Source organism: Cyanobium sp. Aljojuca 7A6, assembly GCF_024346455.1.
Lineage (GTDB): Bacteria > Cyanobacteriota > Cyanobacteriia > PCC-6307 > Cyanobiaceae > Cyanobium.
This window is the reverse complement of sequence record NZ_JAGQCY010000011.1, coordinates 62,569-83,794: the sequence shown is the minus strand read 5'-3', so window position 1 is coordinate 83,794 and position 21,226 is coordinate 62,569. Positions and strand designations below refer to the sequence as shown.

The 21,226-nt window shown below is 64.0% G+C and carries 10 protein-coding genes; 4 read left to right on the top strand and 6 right to left on the bottom strand.

Going from position 1 to position 21,226, the window contains the following annotated elements; all coding sequences use genetic code 11:
• Positions 1 to 39 precede the first annotated feature (39 nt).
• The gene (locus tag KBY95_RS10960; RefSeq protein WP_254965043.1) at positions 40 to 1,191 is read right to left on the bottom strand and encodes a hypothetical protein; all 1,152 of its coding nucleotides are present in this window, start codon (positions 1,189 to 1,191) and stop codon (positions 40 to 42) included.
• Between the two features lie 495 nt (positions 1,192 to 1,686).
• On the opposite strand from KBY95_RS10960, the gene psaA reads away from it, so the two are divergent.
• Together psaA and psaB are read left to right on the top strand one after the other, a co-directional pair.
• Complete coding sequence (gene psaA / locus KBY95_RS10955; protein WP_254965041.1) at positions 1,687 to 3,990, top strand: photosystem I core protein PsaA; 2,304 nt, start codon at positions 1,687 to 1,689, stop codon at positions 3,988 to 3,990.
• A 20-nt stretch (positions 3,991 to 4,010) separates the two neighbouring features.
• Positions 4,011 to 6,239, top strand: a complete 2,229-nt coding sequence (gene psaB / locus KBY95_RS10950; protein ID WP_254965040.1) for a photosystem I core protein PsaB — start codon at positions 4,011 to 4,013, stop codon at positions 6,237 to 6,239.
• Between the two features lie 232 nt (positions 6,240 to 6,471).
• Here the strand turns inward: psaB and pstB are convergent, their stop codons facing one another.
• The 4 genes from pstB to KBY95_RS10930 form a co-directional block, all read right to left on the bottom strand.
• The gene (pstB, locus tag KBY95_RS10945; protein WP_254965038.1) at positions 6,472 to 7,290 is read right to left on the bottom strand and encodes a phosphate ABC transporter ATP-binding protein PstB; all 819 of its coding nucleotides are present in this window, start codon (positions 7,288 to 7,290) and stop codon (positions 6,472 to 6,474) included.
• Between the two features lie 4 nt (positions 7,291 to 7,294).
• Positions 7,295 to 8,113: a phosphate ABC transporter permease PstA gene (gene pstA / locus KBY95_RS10940; RefSeq protein ID WP_254965060.1), complete on the bottom strand. Its 819-nt coding sequence runs from the start codon at positions 8,111 to 8,113 to the stop codon at positions 7,295 to 7,297.
• 186 nt (positions 8,114 to 8,299) lie between these two features.
• Entirely contained in the window at positions 8,300 to 9,295 is a 996-nt protein-coding gene (pstC, locus tag KBY95_RS10935; RefSeq protein WP_254965037.1) for a phosphate ABC transporter permease subunit PstC, read from the bottom strand.
• Between the two features lie 291 nt (positions 9,296 to 9,586).
• Positions 9,587 to 12,298 (bottom strand): HAD-IC family P-type ATPase, encoded by a 2,712-nt coding sequence (locus KBY95_RS10930; RefSeq protein ID WP_254965036.1) that lies wholly within the window; start codon positions 12,296 to 12,298, stop codon positions 9,587 to 9,589.
• 166 nt (positions 12,299 to 12,464) lie between these two features.
• Between KBY95_RS10930 and KBY95_RS10925 the strand changes: the two genes are divergently transcribed.
• Positions 12,465 to 14,123: a cation:proton antiporter gene (locus tag KBY95_RS10925; RefSeq protein WP_254965035.1), complete on the top strand. Its 1,659-nt coding sequence runs from the start codon at positions 12,465 to 12,467 to the stop codon at positions 14,121 to 14,123.
• A 90-nt stretch (positions 14,124 to 14,213) separates the two neighbouring features.
• Here KBY95_RS10925 and KBY95_RS10920 read toward each other — a convergent pair whose 3' ends face one another.
• The gene (locus tag KBY95_RS10920; protein WP_254965034.1) at positions 14,214 to 14,387 is read right to left on the bottom strand and encodes a hypothetical protein; all 174 of its coding nucleotides are present in this window, start codon (positions 14,385 to 14,387) and stop codon (positions 14,214 to 14,216) included.
• 481 nt (positions 14,388 to 14,868) lie between these two features.
• Between KBY95_RS10920 and KBY95_RS10915 the strand changes: the two genes are divergently transcribed.
• On the top strand, positions 14,869 to 21,048 hold the full coding sequence (locus tag KBY95_RS10915) for a choice-of-anchor I domain-containing protein (RefSeq protein ID WP_254965033.1): 6,180 nt from the start codon (positions 14,869 to 14,871) through the stop codon (positions 21,046 to 21,048).
• Positions 21,049 to 21,226 lie beyond the last annotated feature (178 nt).

The window sequence follows — 21,226 nt, the reverse complement described above, 5'->3', positions numbered from 1 at the left end:
GACCGAAGCCGAGGCCGACGATGTGACGATGGGTGCCGTTCACGGTGCCACGCTCCCATCCAGGGGGGGCTCGGCCAGCTCAATCGTGGTTGGGGGCTCCGGTGGGCCTGCGAGGTCCGCTGTCGCAGCCTCGATCTCCGCCAGGTTCCCGCCCCCAGCCTGGTCCTCCGATCCCAGCTTGGTTTCAGGGTCTGGTTCAGCTCCCATCAGGGCCTCGGTCTCCAGTTCAGGGGCAGATTCCTCTGCCGTTGCTGGCTGTTCTTCGGGCATGGGCTCCGGATCCGGTTCCGACGCGGCAGGCGGCGGGGCCTCTCCCAGCAAGATGGCCAGCTCGGCGGGCTCCAGGCGCCCCCCCTGCCAGCGGGGTGCTTCGGCGCCGGGCTGGAGGGTCACTTCCGTCACGAGGCTGTTGAACGGTGGGTTGAGGGGTTCGCCCAGGCCATCGAGCAGGTCGAGCTGGATCGCATTGCTGCCGCTGCGCCAGCCCTTCAGCCAGAGAGGCGTCTGTTGATCCACCAGGAAGCTGTCGCCATTGAGGCTGACCCGCAGCCGCCAGCTGGCATCACCGCTGCGCAGGTTCTGCAGCGGGGCCTCCAGCAGCAGCCAGTCGAGCAGCAGGGGCGTGCTGGCCGCAGTTCCCTGGGGGCTGACGGCGATCAGCTGGGGGCTGCCCGGGGTGGGTTGGCTCAAGGGGTTGGCCGCGACCCGGTGCAGCCGGATCTGGCGCTGGGCCCCGGGGCTTTTCACCGCCTCGCCCCAGGGCCTGGCGGCATAGACGGTGAGCCGATGGCTGCCCGATTCCAGCGGCCGCATGGTGGTGGTGGTGCCGGTCAGCGGCAGGGGGGGATCCCCATCCAGCTGCACCACCACGTGGGGGCCGAGTCCGAGGGGGCCAGCGTCCACCAGGGGCCAGTCCTCCACCTGCAGCCCCAGGGTCCAGGGACCTGCCGGTAGCAGGGCGCCGTCGGCAGGGGAGAGGATCTCCAGCCGCGGCCGCCTCCCCTCCAGGGCTTCCTGCAGCTGCTGCACCGCCAGGGGGGGCGCCACTTCCTGCTGGCTGGAACGCCCCTGAGCCAGGGGCGGGGCGGCCGGCGAGGGCGGCCGGCGGCCCGGCAGGGAGAAAGCGAGAGCGGCCGGTGGCGCCAGGCTGAGCACAAGCAGCAGGACCCCCGTGAACAGAACCCCCTTCAACAGGGCGGCCCAGAAGGACGCCCTGCCAGCCTTTCGCCCTGCGGCTCCTGGCCTGTCATCCCTGTCGCTCACGCGGGCTCCCTCATGCGTGGCGCCATTCTGCTTCGGGGCCTGAAGCGGGCAGATCGGCTGTCGAAATGGCCGTTAAATGCAGCAGCAGGTTATAGAAATCCTGCGTTATTTCTGATTGTTACGTTGTTGACAACATGCCGTCAGACCGCTGTCGCAGCCTTGGAACCGCTGGGATTAAACCTTTGTAACTGGCGGCCGATTCGCCTTGTTTTCGACCCCTATACTTCCGCCAGCGGTCCCCTTTCGGGGCCCAAAGCCCCAGTCGTGGCAAGGGATTTCCCCCACCTCGCGACTGGTGCCCATGGTCGGGTCTTCCCGGCCATGGGGCCCACCGATGGGCCCGGGACGGTCCCATGACCTGTCCCCGGCGTCCGTCGAAGGGGTGGACCTCCACCTCGACCCCGTCCCTCGAGGAACGTCTCGATGACCATCAGCCCACCAGAGCGTGGGAACAAGGCGAAGGACATGGTTGACCGGAACCCCGTTCCCGTCGACTTCGATGTTCTCGGCAAGCCCGGGCACTTCGATCGCACCCTCGCCAAAGGTCCCAAAACCACCACCTGGATTTGGAACCTCCACGCCAACGCTCACGATTTCGACAGCCACACGAGCGATCTTGAAGAGGTCTCCCGGAAGATCTTCAGCGCTCACTTCGGCCATCTGGCCGTCATCTTCATCTGGTTGAGCGGCGCCTTCTATCACGGAGCCCGCTTCTCCAACTACACCGGCTGGCTGGCCGACCCCCTGCACGTCAAACCCAGTGCTCAGGTGGTCTGGCCGATCTTCGGCCAGGAAATTCTCAATGGCGATGTGGGTGCCGGTTTCCACGGCATTCAGATCACCTCCGGCCTCTTCCACGTGTGGAGAGCCTGGGGTTTCACCAACGAGTTCCAGCTCCTGTGCACCGCCATCGGTGCCCTGGTGATGGCCGGCCTCATGCTCAACGCCGGTGTCTTCCACTACCACAAGGCAGCGCCGAAGCTGGAGTGGTTCCAGAACGTTGAGTCCATGCTCAACCACCACCTGGCCGGCCTGCTCGGGCTCGGGTCCCTGTCCTGGACAGGTCACCTGCTGCACGTGTCGCTGCCCACCACCCAGTTGATGGACGCCATCGACGCCGGCAACCCGCTGGTGCTGAACGGCAAGACCATCGCTTCGGTGGCCGACATCCCGCTCCCCCACGAGTTTCTCAACCAGGATCTGCTGACCCAGTTGTTCCCCGGCTTCGGCGCGGGGATCTCCGCCTTCTTCACCGGCAACTGGGCCGCCTACAGCGATTTCCTCACCTTCAAGGGTGGTCTGAATCCTGTGACCGGCAGCCTCTGGATGACCGACATCGCCCATCACCACCTGGCGATCGCGGTGCTGTTCATCGTGGCTGGCCACATGTACCGCACCAACTGGGGCATCGGCCACAGCATCAAGGAAATTCTCGAGGGCCAGAAGGGCGATCCCCTGCTGTTCCCTGCGCCCAAAGGTCACGATGGGCTGTACGAATTCCTGACCACTTCCTGGCACGCCCAGCTGGGTCTGAACCTGGCGCTGTTTGGTTCGCTCACGATCATCGTGGCGCACCATATGTATGCGATGCCGCCGTATCCCTACATCGGGATCGACTACCCGACCCAGCTGTCGCTGTTCACCCACCACATGTGGATCGGCGGCTTCCTGATCGTCGGAGCCGGTGCCCACTCGGCCATCGCACTCATCCGCGACTACGACCCGGCCAAGAACATCGACAACGTTCTGGATCGGGTGCTGAAAGCCCGTGATGCCCTGATCAGCCACCTCAACTGGGTGTGCATTTTCCTGGGCTTCCACAGCTTCGGCCTCTACATCCACAACGACACCATGAGTGCCCTGGGTCGTCCCCAGGACATGTTCAGCGACACGGCGATCCAGCTGAAGCCCGTCTTCGCGCAATGGATTCAGGGTCTGCACGCCGCTGCCGCCGGCACCACCGCTCCTAACGCGCTGGCCGGTGTGAGCGAAGTGTTCAACGGCGCCGTCGTTGCCGTTGGCGGCAAGGTGGCCGCCGCGCCGATCCCCCTGGGAACGGCCGACTTCATGGTCCACCACATCCACGCCTTCACGATCCACGTCACCGTGCTGATCCTGCTGAAGGGTGTGCTCTACGCGCGTAGCTCCCGCCTCGTCCCCGACAAGGCGAATCTGGGCTTCCGCTTCCCCTGCGACGGCCCCGGCCGTGGCGGTACCTGTCAGGTGTCGGCCTGGGACCACGTGTTCCTCGGCCTGTTCTGGATGTACAACTCCCTGTCGATCGTCATTTTCCACTTCAGCTGGAAGATGCAGAGCGACGTGTGGGGCACCGTCAATGCCGACGGAACTGTCCAGCACATCACCAACGGCAACTTCGCCCAAGGCGCCATCACCATCAATGGTTGGCTCCGGGACTTCCTCTGGGCCCAGGCCGCCCAGGTACTGAACAGCTACGGCTCGTCCTCCAGTGCCTACGGTCTGATGTTCCTGGGTGCCCACTTCGTCTGGGCCTTCAGCCTCATGTTCCTCTTCAGTGGCCGCGGCTACTGGCAGGAACTGATCGAGTCCATCGTCTGGGCTCACAACAAGCTGAAGGTGGCTCCCGCCATCCAACCGCGGGCGCTTTCCATCACCCAAGGCCGTGCCGTCGGTGTCGCCCACTATCTGCTGGGCGGTATCGCGACCACCTGGGCCTTCTTCCTGTCCCGACTCATCGCGGTCGGCTGACCTCCACCTGACCTTTCCCAATGGCAACGAAATTTCCTTCGTTCAGCCAGGGTCTGGCACAGGACCCGACAACCCGTCGTATTTGGTACGGCATCGCCACGGCTCACGACTTCGAGAGCCATGACGGAATGACGGAGGAGCGGCTTTACCAAAAGCTGTTCTCCACCCACTTCGGTCACCTGGCGATCATCGGCCTCTGGGTTTCGGGAAACCTGTTCCATATCGCCTGGCAGGGCAACTTCGAGCAGTGGGTCGCCGATCCGCTGCATGTACGTCCCATCGCTCACGCGATCTGGGATCCCCACTTCGGCCAGGGCGCCATCGACGCCTTCACCCAGGCGGGCGCTTCCTCCCCGGTGAACATCGCCTATTCCGGTCTGTACCACTGGTGGTACACGATCGGCATGACGACCAACATGGAGCTCTACCAGGGTTCCATCTTCATGCTGATCCTTTCGGCCTGGGCCCTGTTCGCCGGCTGGCTCCACCTCCAGCCCAAGTTCCTGCCTTCCCTGGCCTGGTTCAAGAACGCTGAATCGCGGCTCAACCATCACCTGGCTGTGCTGTTCGGCTTCAGTTCCATCGCCTGGACCGGTCACCTGGTCCACGTCGCCATCCCCGAATCCAGGGGCCAGCACGTCGGGTGGGACAACTTCCTCTCGGTCTCGCCCCATCCCGCCGGTCTGGCTCCGTTCTTCACCGGCAACTGGGGGGTCTATGCCCAGAACCCCGACACAGCCAATCAGCTGTTCGGTACGTCTGAGGGAGCCGGCACCGCGATCCTCACCTTCCTGGGTGGTTTCCACCCCCAGACAGAAGCGCTGTGGCTCACGGACATTGCCCACCATCACCTGGCCATCGGCTGCATCTTCGTGATCGCCGGCCACATGTACCGGACCAACTTCGGTATCGGCCACTCGATCCGTGAGATCCTCGACGCCCACAACCCACCGAAGGGCACTCCCTTTGGCGGCGCGCTTGGTGCTGGCCACAAGGGCCTTTACGACACCGTCAACAACTCCCTCCACTTCCAGCTGGGCCTGGCCCTGGCTTCATTGGGAGTCGTCACCAGCCTGGTGGCGCAGCACATGTATGCGCTGCCGTCCTATGCGTTCATCGCCAAGGACTACACCACCCAGGCGGCCCTTTACACGCACCACCAGTACATCGCCATCTTCCTGATGTGCGGGGCCTTCGCCCACGGTGCGATCTTCTTCATCCGCGACTACGACCCGGAAGCCAACAAGAACAACGTTCTTGCCCGGATGCTGGAGCACAAGGAAGCCATCATCAGCCATCTCAGCTGGGTTTCCCTGTTCCTCGGCTTCCACACCCTGGGTCTCTACGTCCACAACGACGTCGTGGTCGCCTTCGGCACCCCCGAGAAGCAGATCCTCATCGAGCCGGTGTTCGCCCAGTTCGTCCAGGCCTCGAGTGGCAAAGCCCTCTACGGCATGGATGTGCTGCTCGCGAACGCCGACAGCATCGCCTCCACGGCGTGGCCCAACAACGGCGCCGTCTGGCTGCCGGGTTGGCTGGATGCCATCAACTCAGGTAACAACTCCCTGTTCCTGCAGATCGGCCCTGGTGACTTCCTGGTTCACCACGCCATCGCCCTGGGTCTGCACACCACGACCCTGATCCTGGTGAAGGGTGCCCTGGATGCCCGGGGTTCCAAGCTGATGCCTGACAAGAAGGACTTCGGCTACTCCTTCCCCTGCGACGGCCCCGGCCGTGGCGGCACCTGCGACATCTCGGCCTGGGACGCCTTCTATCTGGCTGTCTTCTGGGCCCTGAACACCGTGGGTTGGGTCACCTTCTACTGGCACTGGAAGCACCTCGCCATCTGGCAGGGCAACGTGGCCCAGTTCAACGAATCCAGCACCTATCTCATGGGCTGGTTCCGCGACTACCTGTGGCTCAACAGCTCCCAGCTGATCAACGGGTACAACCCGATGGGGTCCAACAACCTGGCCGTCTGGGCCTGGATGTTCCTCTTCGGTCACCTGGTGTGGGCCACCGGCTTCATGTTCCTGATCTCCTGGCGGGGTTACTGGCAGGAGCTGATCGAAACCATCGTCTGGGCGCATCAGCGCACGCCCCTCGCCAACCTGGTGGGCTGGCGCGACAAGCCCGTCGCTCTCTCGATCGTTCAGGCCCGTGTGGTGGGTCTCGCCCACTTCACGATCGGCTACATCCTCACGTACGCGGCCTTCCTGATCGCGTCCACGTCAGGCAAGTTCGGCTGAGCCTCCGGCTCTCGAACAACCGTCTACGCCCCTTCTCGAATCTTCGAGGGACCTCTAAACCCCCGGTATCCGTCGGGGGTTTTTTATTGTCTTGTGAGGCCTCCAAGGCCTGTTGATTGGCATCCGTGTTCATGATTCCCGCTCTTCTTGCTTTGCCCATCTGGCTTCGGATCATGATGCCAGCGGGGCAGTTGAAGCAGGAGTCTGCGTCGACTGTTGAGCTGGCAGGGATTCAGCCGAATAGCCCGGCGACATAATCTCCGGTTGCTTCCTGCTTAGGAGCATTGAAGATCTGAGATGAGCACCCGAATTCCTCCATCACGCCAACTTTCGTAAACCCATCTTCCGATGGAATGACGTTGAAAAATCCAGCCATGTCTGAGATGCGACAGGCCTGCTGGAGGTTGTGAGTCACGATTACGACCGTATAGCGGCCACGCAGAGTGCGGATCAGATCCTCAATCTTTCTGGTCGATAATGGATCAAGAGATGAGCAGGGTTCATCCATCAACAGTACCTCTGGGGCAATGGAGAGTGCTCTTGCGATGCAGAGACGCTGTTGCTGACCTCCGCTCAAGGAGAGCCCGCTTGCCCCCAATTTGTCTTTGCACTCATCCCACACAGCAGCTTGTCGTAGTGAGTTTTCAACCAGCCTGTCCATGTTGCCGCTGAACCCGTTGATGCGCGCACCATAGGCAATGTTTTCATAGATGGTCTTAGGGAATGGATTTGGCTTCTGAAAAACCATCCCGATTCGCTTTCTCAGCTGAACAGGATCAATGTGTTTCGCATAGAGATCATGCCCTTTGAAACTCACTCTGCCATTGAGTGTGCAACCAGGGATGAGGTCATTGAGCCGATTGATCGCTCGGAGGACTGTGGACTTGCCACATCCTGAAGGGCCAATGAAGGCCGTCACCTTGCCAGTTGGTATCGACATGTTGACATTCCTGACGGCTTCAATCTGGCCATATCGGATCGTCACACCTTCAAATTCAAGGCAGTTGGCTGGTGATTCATTCTTTCCTGGACTGGTATTGGGGCTGTTCACGCTTTCAGCCTCGCGTCAGGCGACCAAGCTGGTGGACAAGAAGGTTGGCCCCCAGGATGAACATCACAAGAACAAATGAAGCAGCCAACGCTAGCTGGTTTTGGGACTCATAGGGCATGATCGAGTAATTAAAAATGAGGACTGACATCGTAGCGATTGGCCTCAGCAGGCCCTCGGGCCAGAAGAACGCAAACATGGCTGTAAAGATCAGCGGTGCTGTTTCACCAGCCGCACGGGCAATCCCAAGTAGTGACCCGGTGGCAATGGGAGTGAATGCAGCGGGAACCGTCACCTGCATGATCGTCGTGAACTTTGACGCCCCCACCGCCATCGCAGCCCAACGCAGATCGTCTTCCACAAGCTTGAGAGCTTCAGCAGTTGTTTTGATGACTGTGGGTATCATGATCACAGCCAGGGCAAGGCCTCCAGCAACAGCACTAAAACTCTCTCCAAACAATAGGCGTGTACTAACAATCAGCAGATAGATGAATACTCCGCAAATGATTGATGGAACACCTGCAAGAACATTCGTCCCGTAGTGTACAAACACTGAGAAGAGGTCGACGCTGGAGTATTCCGCCAGGTAGATGCCGCCACCAACCCCAACAGGGATCGCGATCAGGCTGGCAATCCCGGTGACGACTAAAGTGCCAATAATGGCATTGGCGATGCCACCCCCGGACAGTCCTGGAGGAGGTGGCAGTTGGGTGAATAGCGCCACATTCATTAGTGAGCCACCTCTCAAAATCACATAGCCAAGCACCAATACCATCGGTAGAATCGCGATCGCTGCGAAAGCACCAGAGAGAAGAGTGTAAAACATCCCCTCTCGGTTGTGCTTGAGAAACAAATCATAGGCGAGTGGTGCGTCTTGAAATTCTGCTCGCGGGTTGTCGGTACTCCAGTTGGCGCCAGTATTGCTTTGGGTTGATGATTCCATGGTGGGCAGCTTTGGAGGGGATCGACGTTGCGGTTTGATGGCCTTTAGCACTGCTCCAGTGCCGTGCCATCAGTGGTATCGAAGCCTCAGCCTTCTGACCACGTACTCGGCTAAGAGATTCACCAATAGTGTCAATACCATGAGCACAAACGCTGCATACATCAGGGCAGAGACCTGAAGGCCATCGGCCTCGCCAAACTGATTGGCCAGCATCGAGGCGATGGTGTTGCCAGGGGCCAGAAGACTGGGTGAAAAGTTTGTAGAGTTCCCAATGATCATGGTGACCGCCATGGTCTCGCCCATGGCCCTCCCAAGCGCCAGCAGGACACCACCTGCGATGCCGGAGATGGCCGCTGGGATGATGATCTTCAGAATCGACTGCCAGCGACTGCTGCCCACCGCATAGGCCGCGAAGCGAAGCTCAATCGGCACTTGATCAAGCGTGTCTCGGGAGATCGCGGTGATGATCGGAAGCAGCATCACCACGAGAATCAGCACGGCAGGAGCCATGCCTGGTCCCATCGGCTGCGTGCTGAAGAGCGGGATCCAGCCCAGTTTGTGATGGATATCACTGAGCACGGGCCGAAGCGCGGGCTCCATCACGAAGATCGCCCACAACCCCAGCACGACGGACGGAATGGCGGCCAGGAGTTCGACCATGACACCGATGATCTTCCTGATGCTGAAAGGGAGAATCTCTTCGGTGATGAACACTGCTGAGCCCACCCCCAATGGCACGGCGATCAGAAGGGCCAACAACGACGTAACCAGCGTTCCATAGATGGCCGTGAACGCTCCGTACTGTTCGTTGATGGGATCCCAGCTCGAGGAAACCAGAAACCCAAGGCCATAGGCGGCCATGGCCTGAAGTGAACCCCCGAACACACTCAGGAGGATGGCGATCAGTACGACGCCAACCGTGGACGCCAGGCCAATGGCGAGCCAGCGAAAGCCACGGTCAAGAAACCTTTCGTTCCAGGTTCTGCGGCGCTGTGTGAACGCCGAGGTGATTCCTTCCACATGCCGACGGTCACGCAGGCTGATGTGAGGCTGTCGTGAGTCCATGGAAGCTCATGTTCTGCTCCTTCAATTAGCCAGATCTGTTTAATAAATGGTTAAGCCTTGAGCCGTGTCGATGGCGCTTTCCAGGCGTCTGTTTCGTGATCTGTCCTGGGGCTTCCCCCACTCTGTGGTTGGGCTGCTCTGAGGGCTGACCCGGCTTTCGGCTACGGCACGTCTTGTGGGGGTCTCCTGCTGATCGTGCCCATCCGCCTTGAGAGGCCGGTGTGCTGCTTTCCAACCCTGGATCTGATCTGGTTTGTCATCGCCACGCACTGCGCTGGTCATGGTCTGATTTCAGCCGGTCGCTCCACGCCATCTGCTCTTTCGAACCCTTCCATCGGTGGGATCGAGCCGCTCTCCTATCCAGGCCACGGGCAGCATCAGCAGCATGGGCAACGCGCAGATTCCCAGTTGCTCCAGGTTGAGCGGCGCGGTGCCGAAGAAGCGATGCATCACCGCGCTCTGGCTGAAGATCCACTGCACCGCCACCGTCCCAGCGAGGCCAAGCAGCACCGCCGGTGCCTGGGTGAAGGCACGCCAGCCCAGCTGCGGCAGGGCCAGCAGAGCGGTGCGCAACTGGCTGATGGTCACCAGATAGACCAGATGGGCCAACACCAGACCCTGGATGGCCATGGTGCGGGCCAAGTCCAGGTCGCCGTAGCGCTGTGTGCTCCAGAGGAACAGCCCGAAGATCACCCCCCAGTTGAACAACGACACCACCAGCACCCGGCGGATCAGGCCGCCGGTGAGCAGGGGCTGCTGCGGTGGCCGGGGCGGCTGCTGCATCAACCAGGGGACGATCGGCTCGAAGGCCAGGGCGATCGACATCGTCAGCGAGCAGACCATGTTGAGCCAGAGCACCTGCAGCGCCGTCACCGGCAGGGCGGTGCCGAGCACCGCCCCCAGAAGGATCGTCATCGAGGCGCCACCGTTCACCGGCAGCACGAAGGCCAGGGTCTTGCGCAGGTTGAGGTAGACCGAGCGGCCCTCTTCCACCGCCGCTTCGATCGTGGCGAAGTTGTCGTCGGTGAGCAGCACGTCGGCGGCCTGGCGTGCCACCTCGGTGCCGCCGGCGCCCATGGCGATGCCGATGTCGGCCTGCTTGAGGGCGGGCGCGTCGTTGACGCCGTCGCCGGTCATCGCCACCACCTCGCCGTTGGCCTGCAGGGCCTGCACCAACTGCAACTTCTGGGCCGGCGCCACCCGGGCAAACACGTCCACCCGATCGACGCACGCGGCGATGCCATCCGGATCGAGTTCGGCCAGCTGGCGGCCATCGATCGCCGCCAGCGGCTCAGCCTCGCCGACCGGAGTGCGCCCGATGCCCATCTCGCGGGCGATGGCCCGGGCGGTTTCCAGGTGGTCGCCGGTGATCATCTTTACGGTGATGCCTGCCGCCTGGCAGGCCGCCACGGCCCGGATCGCCTCGGGGCGCGGTGGATCCAGCATCCCCTGCAGACCGAGGAAATCCAGATCTTCTGCCACATGGTGGTGCTCCAGCTGCTGCTGGGAGGTCTCGGCCCGGCCAATGGCAAAGGCCAGCACCCGCTCCCCATGGGCCGCCATCGCCCCTACGGCCGCTTCGATCGCCGCGCGGTCGAGGGCTTCGGGCTGGCCCAGGGAATCCAGCTGCCGGCTGCAGCGTTCCAGGACGGTCTCCACCGAGCCCTTGACCAGGATGCGATCGCTGCCGTGCAGCGTGGCCATGAACTGATGTTCCGAAGCGAAGGGAATGGCATCGCGGCGGGGATGGCGAGCCAGAGCGTCCTGGCGGTCGATGCCGGCCGCATCAGCAGACACCAGCAGGGCCGTTTCGGTGGGATCCCCCACCAGCCCCTCACGGTTGCTGGGTCGGGCGTCGTTGCAGAGCAGGCCGGCCAGCAGGGTTTCCTGCAGGGCCACATTCGTGGGGCCGGCCTGGCCCTGGCCCGGCCAGAGGTCCTCGATCGCCACCGATTGGCCGCCCCCGTAGAGGTGCTGCACCGTCATCCGGTTCTGGGTGAGGGTGCCGGTCTTGTCGGAGCAGATGACGGTGGTGCTGCCCAGGGTTTCGACGGCCGGCAGCTTGCGGATGATGGCCCGCCGCCTGGCCATGCGATTCACGCCGATGGCCAGGGTGATCGTCACGATCGCCGGCAACTCTTCCGGGATCGCGCCCACGGCCAGGGCCACGGCCCCATCAAACATCTCATCGACGCCGCGCCCCCGCGCCAGCCCCACCAGAAACGTGAGCCCGGCCAGTACCAGAATCACCTGCAGCAAGCTGCGACTGAAGCGGCCGAACTTGCGGGTGAGTGGGGTGGTGAGATCCACCTGGTCCTGCAGGGAGCTGGAGATGCTGCCCACCTCGGTGTCATCCCCGGTGGCCACCACCAGCCCCAGGCCCTGACCCTTCGTCACGAAGCTGCCCGCATAGGCCATGCCGATCCGCTCGGCCAGGGGGGCGGACGCCTCGACGGCGGTGGTGCCCTTGTGCACCGGCATCGATTCCCCGGTGAGGGCCGATTCATCGGTCTGAAGGTGGCGCGCTTCCAGCAACCGCAGGTCGGCCGGCACCCGCGCCCCAGCCTCCAGCTGCACCAGATCGCCCGGTACCAATTGCTCCGAGGCCAGGCGCTGGCGCGCGCCAGCGCGCACCACCTCCACCTCGGTGCGCACCGACCGCGCCAGGGCGGCGATGGCGTTCTCGGCCTTGCTCTCCTGCACGAAGCCGATCACGGCATTGATCACCGTGACGCTCCAGATCACCAGGGCATCGCGGGGGTGGCCCAGCAATGCCTTCACCGCCCCCACCACCAGCAAGGTGATCAGCAGGGGGTTGTTGAACTGCAGGACGAACTTCAGCCAGCCGGGCTTGCCGCCACGGATCGTGAGCGTATTGGTGCCATGGGCATGGAGCCGCCGACTGGCTTCCGCCTCGCTCAGGCCGCTGTTGCTGTCGCTTTGCAGGTCCTCCACCACATCGGCCGCTGGCCGGGCATGGGCTGGTGCGGGCAAGGGCGGCATCTGGGGAGGTTCAGGTTCTGGACCCAAGCCTTAGCGCACTTCCTGGAGACTGACGGCCAGTGCAGCAGCGATGCTCCCTGCGGCCTCGCCAGCGCACCCCGGACATGGGATTGGCTGGACAGGCGCTTGGATGGAGGCGTTGATGGCCCCAAGGCGGAGACCCGTGATGACCTTCAACACCACCTTTCACGAGCTGGCCGCGATCCTGATGATCGCCGCTGTCATTGGCATCGCCGCGTTGAAGCTGCGCCAGCCGCTGATCATCGGTTACATCCTCACCGGCATCGTGGTGGGGCCGGCTGTGCTGGGGTGGGCCTCCGGCGGCAGTGAGCTCAAGCTGCTCTCCAGCATCGGCATCTCGGTGCTGTTGTTTGTGGTGGGCCTCAAGCTCGACGTGGGCTTGATTCGCTCGGTGGGCCCGGTGGCCCTGGCCACAGGGCTGGGCCAGATCGTGTTCACCTCGCTGTTTGGCTTCCTGCTGGCCCTGGGGTTGGGGTTTGCGCCAGTGAAGGCGATCTACATCGCCGTCTGTCTCACCTTCTCGAGCACGATCATCATCGTCAAGTTGCTCTCCGACAAGGGGGAGATCGACTCCCTGCACGGTCGGATTGCGGTGGGATTCCTTGTGGTGCAGGACATGGCCGTCATCCTGGCGATGATCCTGCTCACCTCCTTCACGGCGGCTGGATCGGGGGGGATCGCGGCCCAGGCCATCCGCCTGCTGTTGGTGGGCACGGCGTTCGTGCTGGGCACCGCCGCCACCATGCGCTGGGTGATGCCGCCGCTGCTGGGCCGGTTGGCCCAGAACCAGGAGTTGCTGGTGCTGTTTGCCGTGGCCTGGGCGGTGGGGCTGGCGGCCCTCGCCGATGGGGTGAACTTCAGCAAGGAGGTGGGGGCCTTCCTGGGGGGCGTGTCGATCGCCTCAACCTCCTACCGCGAGGCGATTGCTTCCCGGCTCACCGGCCTGAGGGATTTCCTGCTGCTGTTCTTTTTCATCGACCTGGGCTCGGGCCTCAACCTCGCTGCGGCGGGTGTGCAGCTCTGGCCAGCGCTGGTGCTGTCGCTGTTTGTGCTGGTGGGCAACCCGTTGATCGTGGTGGCGATCATGGGCGTCATGGGCTACCGGCGCCGGACAGGCCTGCTGGCTGGGCTCACCGTGGCCCAGATCTCGGAGTTCTCGCTGATCCTGGCGGCCCTGGGGATGCAGCTCGGACAGATCGGAGAAGCCGAAGTGAGCTTGATCACCCTGGTGGGGGTGATCACCATCGGGCTCTCCACTTACATGATCCTGGGTTCTGATCCCCTCTACCAATGGCTGCAGCAACCGTTGCGGCTGCTGGAGCGGGCCCGTCCCTTCAGCGAAATCGCCGGCGGCTCCTCTGGGCCGGCAAGGGTCGACGTGATTCTGCTGGGCCTGGGCCGATTCGGCGGCGCCATCCAGCGCCAGCTGCGACCCCACAACCTCTCGCTCCTTGGTGTCGACTTCGATCCCCAGGCCCTGCGCCAGGCCGCCGCCGAAGGCGTGCCCGTTCAGTACGGCGATTCCGAGGATCCGGAGTTCACCGCCTCCCTGCCGCTCTCCTCGGCCACGGTCGTGGTGAGCACCCTTCCGTCCCTGGAGGCCAATGCGGCCATCAGCCACGGCTTGCAGACGGCAGGGTTTCGCGGCCATTTCATCGCCACGGCCCACAACGAAGCGGAGGTGGCCCGGCTGGAATCCCTGGGTGCCCAGCGCACCCTGCTGCCCTTTCTGGATGCTGCCGAGCGGGCGGCTGAGCTGATTGTTGCCGACCTGCTGGAACTGCAAGCTCAAGGTTCGGTTTGAACCTCGCCTGCTGTTGTGGTGACCCGCACGATGCCGCTCTGGCAGATCCAGAACCCAGCTCGCTGCCAGGCCGGTGATGGCCGAGGTGAGTCATACACCCACCGTGGAGAGGGACAGGGCCTGCCTCCAGACACGCCGCACGCTCATCAAGGATGTGCGCAAACCGCCGTCGAAGAGAATCAGCACCAGCTCAGGCACGCCAAGCCGGGCCGAGAACTTACCCGAGGCGATGCCGATCAGCAGCAGCACACTGGCCAGCAGCATGGATGTGTTGATCGTCCCCATGGTCACTCAGCGCTTCGGCTCAGAGCGATGCTCCCATCTTGAGCTGCCCCTGAATTGTTCCTGAGGGAACTGGGTCATTGTTCCCTGGTCCATCGGTGCGTTTCTTTCCCAGGCCCTGTTCCTGGTTGCCATCAGTGGAAGCAACAAGCCGCCTGTCAGTTGACAGCGAGAAGCGAGAAAGTAACGAGCATTGGCATAGCCAACGGCCACATACTCGCGCTGTTCGCGACGAGATTGACCATGATCACAGCGCCAGGCAGAGGGGCGGACGGCTGAGGAGAGGCTGGTAACAGGGCCTGGGCTCCTAAGGGTATGGAGTGAGCAGCGCGTACGTCGCCCCGAACACCTGGGCGCGTAGTGGGCAAGCTAATGGCCCCCAGCTCTTCAACATGAATTTGTCAGGGCTTAACCTGGCATGAGGCCGCTGCTGTCAGGTTTAAGCTGAATGCAGCTGATTTCAATGGCTCTCACCTTTTCCGCACTGGATCCCTTCATCCAGGCGACAAATGGAGTGATTTCACTGGGGAGTCTTGGGGCCAACGCTGAAATCTCTGCCTACAACCCAACGACTGGTTTTCTCTACACCGTCGGTGGTGGATCTGGAGCGATTGTTGTTTCCGATCTGCGCAATCCCGCCATCCCACTTGCTGTTGCACGGGCCACCTCCACCGGCAATGGTGAAACCCTCCAAAGCGTGGCGGTGTTCGGCAATCTGCTCGCCATTGCGGTGCAGAACGCGGTCAAGACGGACCCCGGCTTCGTGCAGTTCTATGACCTGAGCAACCCTGCACTGCCCGTTCACCTCAGCACCGTGACCGTGGGCTCCCTGCCCGACATGGTCAAGTTCAGCAGCGACGGCACCAAGCTGCTGGTGACCAATGAAGGAGAGCCGAATTCTCTGTACACCATTGATCCGGTTGGTTCGATCTCCCTGATCGACACCAGCGGCTACCTGGCGGCCACACCTCTGGCTCCCACGGCCGCCAATGTGCAGAGCGTGGGTTTTGAAGCCTGGGAAAACCGCCGCGAGGAATTGATCAACCGCGGCGTGCGCATCGGCACCCGCCGGATGACCACCACAGTGGCCCAGGACATCGAGCCGGAGGCGATCGCTATCAGCGCCGATGGCAACACCGCCTGGATCTCCCTGCAGGAGAACAACGCCATCGCCGTGCTTGATCTGCGCGGCACAGCGCCGGTGATCAGCACCATCTTCTCCGCCGGAATCAAGGATTGGTCCCGCGGCGTTGCCAGCGCCGAGAATTTCAACTATGAGCTGGAGTATGCGGCTGGTGCCGAGAACCAGCCCGTTGGCGTGCTGGCTGGTGGTCTTTCCGGCCTGTTCTTCGCCGGCAAGGAAACGGTCAATGGCACGGAGCTGGATGTTTATTATTCCATCACCGATCGCGGCCCCAACGGCGATCTGATCGCTGGGCAGCGTCAGTTTCTCGATCCTGATTTCCAGCCCACCATCTACAAGCTGGGCATGAATCGCGCCACTGGCGCCGTCACCGAGCTCGACCGCATTGGCCTTAACCGCCCCGACGGCACCCCCCTCACCGGCCTGCCCCAGCTGGCGATCAAGGACGATGTGCCAATCGATGCTGTCAACGCCCCGCTCAGCTACGACCCGTTTGGCATCGACTCGGAAACCGTCTCCCTGTTCAGCCTCAACATCGGCGGCGCCGCCCGCCAGGTGTTCGCTGTGGGGGATGAATACCGGGGCCAGATTTCCATCTTTGATGCGGTCAGCGGCAACCTGATCCAGCGCTACATCCCCGCCGGCCAGAAGGCTCAGCTTGCGGCCCAGCACAACGTGGGCGGCGCCACCCCGATCGGCGCCGAAACGATCGACAGCCTGCCGGCCATCTACGGCAACCGCTGGGCCAACCGCGGCATTGAGGGCATGGCCTTCAACCCCACCGACGGCCTGCTCTATGCCTTCATGCAGAGCCCCCTGGATGTGGACGCCAACGGGGACGGCGTCACCGAAGGCCGCAGCCGCTCGGAACTGACCCGCATCCTGGCCATTGACCCCGCCACCGGTGCCCCGGTCAAGGAGCACCTCTATCTGCTCAGTGGCCGCGCCGGCCAGGACAAGATCGGCGATGTCGCCTTCGACGCCGCCCGTGGTGTGTTCCTGGTGTTGGAGCGCGACAGCAGCCGCAGCCTCACCGGTTTCAAGCATGTGTTTGAGGTGGACCTGCGCGGTGCCACCGACACCCTGCCGCTCACCTCCGCTGCCAACCAGGCCACTGACGGCTGGCTGGGTGCGATCGGCCTGGTGAGCCCCGAGTTGCTCGACAACCGTCGCACCCTTGTGGACCACGACAGCAACCCCGCCACCCCGACGATCTTCAGCCTCTCCAGCGCCGATGCCCTGGCGGCCGCCGGCATTCGCCTGGCCCACAAGATCGAGCTGTTCAATCTTCCCTCGATCGGCGGCAGCCTGGCCTTCGACAAGCCGGAAGGCCTCACCATCCGCGACGACGGCGCGCTGGTGATCAACTACGACAACGACTTCGGCACCGAAGGCGCCAGTGGCAACACCATCACCGTGGTGAGCTTCGATGGCGCCGGCTTCGACAGCTCCGACCGGGACGTGGATGGCACCGATGTCGGCGGCAACCAATACCGCCCCGTCAGCGGATTACCGCTCTACGGCCTCACCATGCCCGACGGCATCGCCGCCTTCACCGATGCCCAGGGCCGCAACTTCCTGCTGGCCGTGGGTGAGGGGGATTCGCGCGAATACGAGCCCGACCAGGGCAACATCTGGTTCGATCTCAGCCGCGCCAACAGTGCTGCCCCGGTGCGAGACGGCACCACCCCCTTCCGCGACCATCCCGGGGTGGCCGCGCTGAATGCCGCCTTTGCGGCCTCCACGGGGATCAGCCGCACCCGCCTCAATCTGCTCAACGACTACGGCGACATCGACGGCGATGGCCTGATCGACAAGCCGTTCAGCATCGGCTCCCGATCGCTGCGCATCTTCGACGACCAGGGCAACGTGGTCTTTGATTCCAGCTCGGCTCTTGAGGAGCTGGCCAACAGCCTCGGCCTGATGGCCAGCAATCGCGACGACGACAAGGGCACCGAGCCCGAGATGGTGGAGATCGCCACCGTGGCCGGCCGCACTTACGCCTTCGTGGCCCTGGAGCGCACCACCACCAGCGTGGCGGCGATCTTCGAAATCACCGACCCCTACAACGTGGCGGCCGTCGATCCGCTGGTGTTCCCCGGCTCTGATCGCATCGAGGGCATCACCTTCCTGCGCAGTGCCGCCGGCGAGCCGGCGGGCGTGGTCGCCAGCAGCGAAGGCAACGATGTGGTGAGCATCACCTCGGCAGCGCCCCTGGCGGCGGGCAGCGCCTTCAAGCTGCAGCTGTTCCACCTGGCCGATCAGGAAGGGGCCATTTCCGCCCTTGAGAATGCCCCCCGCCTGTCCGGCGTGCTCAATGCCCTGCGGGCCCAGGACATCGATCTCGATGGCATCCCCGGCTTCACCAACACCCTCACCCTCTCCAGCGGCGACGCCTGGATCCCCGGCCTCTTCTACGGCGCCTCTGCCCAGGTCTATGGCGCCGTGGGCCGCGGTGATGTGCTGATCCAGAACGCCCTGGGCGTCCAGGCGATCGCCTTCGGCAACCACGAGTTCGACCAGGGCACCGCGGTGGTGCGGGACCTGATCCGGCCCAATGCGGCCGAAGGCTACCCCGGCACCGCCTTCCCCTACCTGAGCGGCAACCTCAACTTCGTCACCGACGCCAACCTCGCCTCCCTCGTGGTCCCCGCCGGTCAGGCGCCGCGGCCCAACAGCATCACCAGCAGTGTCGTCTTCGATGTGAACGGCGAGACGGTGGGCGTGGTCGGTGCCACCACCCCCTGGCTGAGAACCATCTCCAGCCCTGGCAACGTCGGTATTGCACCGGCTGGCTTCAGCGGCATCCCCACGGCCGCCGATCTCGATGCCCTCGCCGCGGAGATCCAGACCGATGTGGATGCCCTGATCGCAGCCAACCCTGGGCTCAACAAGGTGATCCTGCTGGCCCACATGCAGCAGATCAGCATCGAACAGGCCCTGGCCGAGCGCCTGCGGCACGTGGACATCATCGTGGCCGGCGGCTCCAACACCCGTCTGTTCGACAGCGATGACGTGGCCCGCCCCGGCGACAGCGTCCAGGGCCCCTACCCGATCATCAAGACCGATGCCGATGGCAAGCCGGTGGCCGTGGTGAACACCGATGGCACCTACCAGTATCTCGGCCGCCTGGTGCTCGATTTTGACAGCCAGGGGGTGATCATCCCCGAGAGCTACGACCCCACCATCAGCGGGGCCTTCCGCACCGATGCCGCTGGAGTGGCGGCCCTCAACGCCGAAGCCTTCATCGACGCCCGCGTGCAGGAGGTGGTCGACAACCTGCGGGCGGTGATCGTCTCCCAGGAGTCGGAATGGTTCGGCGTCAGTGAGGTGTTCCTCAATGGCAACCGCAACCCCGGTGTGCGCAGCGAGGAGACCAACTTCGGCAACCTCACCGCCGACGCCAACCTCGCCTATGCCCGCCAGATCGATTCCACCGTTCTGGTCTCGCTCAAGAACGGTGGCGGTATCCGCAACTCCATCGGTCAGTCGGTGATCCCCACCGGCTCGGTCGACGGCGTTCCCGATCTGCTGCCCACCGCCGCGGTGTTCGATGCCCAGGGCAATGTGGTGAAGCCGGAGGGCGGCATCTCCCGCAACGACATTGCCAACGCCCTGAGCTTCAACAACGGCCTGTCCCTGGTCAGCGTCACCCCCGGCGAACTCAAGGCCCTGATCGAGCACGGCATCGCCGCCGGCGTCAACCAGGGCCGTTTCCCCCAGGTGGGAGGCTTGGCCTTCAGCTATGACCTCAGCAGGCCGGCCGGCTCCCGGGTGGTGAACCTGGCGATCCAGGACGACGCCGGCAACGACCTTGACGTCGTGGTGCGCAATGGCTCCGTGGTGGGGGATCCGACCCGCAGCATTCGCATGGTGACGCTGGACTTCCTGGCCAGCGGCGGCGATGGCTACCCCTTCGCCAGCCTCACCAACCCCAACCGGGTCAACATCACAGAGGCCGGCGCCCCCCGCACCGGCGTCGCCACCTTCGCCGCCAACGGCTCCGAGCAGGATGCCCTGGCCGAATTCCTGGCGGCCAACCACTCGCCGGCCAACCCGTTCACGGCGGCCGACACCCCGGCGGCCCTCGACAGGCGGCTGCAGAACCTGTCGGTGCGCGGTGATTCGGTGATCGACCCGGTGATCACCCTCACGGGCGGGGCGGTGCTGGAGAACCTGCCGGCCGACACCCTGGTGGGGGAGCTTTCCGCCATCGACCCGGACGGGAGCGACACCTTCAGCTTCTCCTTCGCGCCCAACGGCAACCCTGGCGACCTCTTCCGCCTCGACGGGGATCGTCTGCTGACGACCGCCCCGCTCGACTTCGAGGCGGCCGCGACCCTCGGCCTCACCCTGCGGGTCACCGATGGCGACGGCACCCGTTACGACAGGCCCTTCACCATCACGGTGACCGACCTGGCCGAGGGGTCCGCCGTGCAGGCGGCGGAGATCAACGCCCCCGGTTTCTCGATCACGAACGGTGTGGGCGGCAACCCCCAGGGATCGGTCCCCAGCGGCCGGCCCCTCGCCACCGGCTCCCTGGGCAGCGTCCAGACCGCCCCGATCACCCTTCCGGGGGAAAGCGAGCCCCGGGCACGGATCGAGAACACCAGCTACTGGAATTCCCTCAAGACCCTGACCCTCGGCGCCGACTACTGGAACTCGTCCCTGGGCAGCGACTTGCTGGTGGCCAACTTCGTGGATGTGCGCTGGGATCTGTCCACGGCGCCATCCCTGGATTTCGACCTGCAGGTGGTGGGTGCCAAGCGGGGGGCCATCGATTTCGGCGGCGGCGATGACACCCTCACCTGGCTGTTCCACAGCGATGGGGCCGCCCGCAGCAACACGGCCACGGTGTCGGGCGGGGAGGGCAACGATGTGCTCCGCTTCGCGGCGGTGGGCAGTTCCGATCTCGATGACGTGCTGCTGGCTGATAATGGCCGGCCCGCGGGCAACGGCTCCCAGTGGAACGCCACCTACGACGGCCGGTTCAGCACGGCCTTCGCCAACGGCGGTGAGGGCGATGACCGCATCGAGACGGAAGGGAACGTGCGGCTGCAGGCCGATGGCGGCGAGGGGGACGACATCCTGATCGGGGCGCGCCGCAACGACCGCCTGATCGGTGGCCTGGGCGAGGACACCCTGATTGGCGGCGGCGACGACGGCAGCTTCCGCTACACCGGCCGCGGATCCGGCCGTCGGGTGGTGGTGAGCGGCGGCGACCTGATCGACCTGCAGGCCCCCGGCGGTGGCGGTGACGGAGCGGCTGACACGGTCATCTACGACCTGGCGGACGGCGGAGTGGACCGGGTCAGGGGCTTCGAGGCGGGCCTGGACCGGCTGCAGGTGATCGGTGGCCTGGGAACGGCCCAGGTGACGGAGTTCGGCAACGGCACCTTCGTGAGCTTCTCGGGCCGCCCGCTGCAGGGCGTGCTGCTGGAGGGTGTCAGGGGTCTGAGCGTGGGCGGAGCCGGCGACGACATCGACCTGCTGGCCTGAGGGCAGCAGGTCGATGTCGTCCCGTGGACGGTCCTGACAGCCGTGAACGTTGCTGACCGGTTCGCCCAGCTTCTCCTTTCCCTTGGTCACTGCGCCGACTTCGGCGCCGCTGTTCTCAACAACCAGGCCAACTTCGCCCTGGCCTGAGTGTGCCCTCGAGGCCCATTCCTTCCACCAG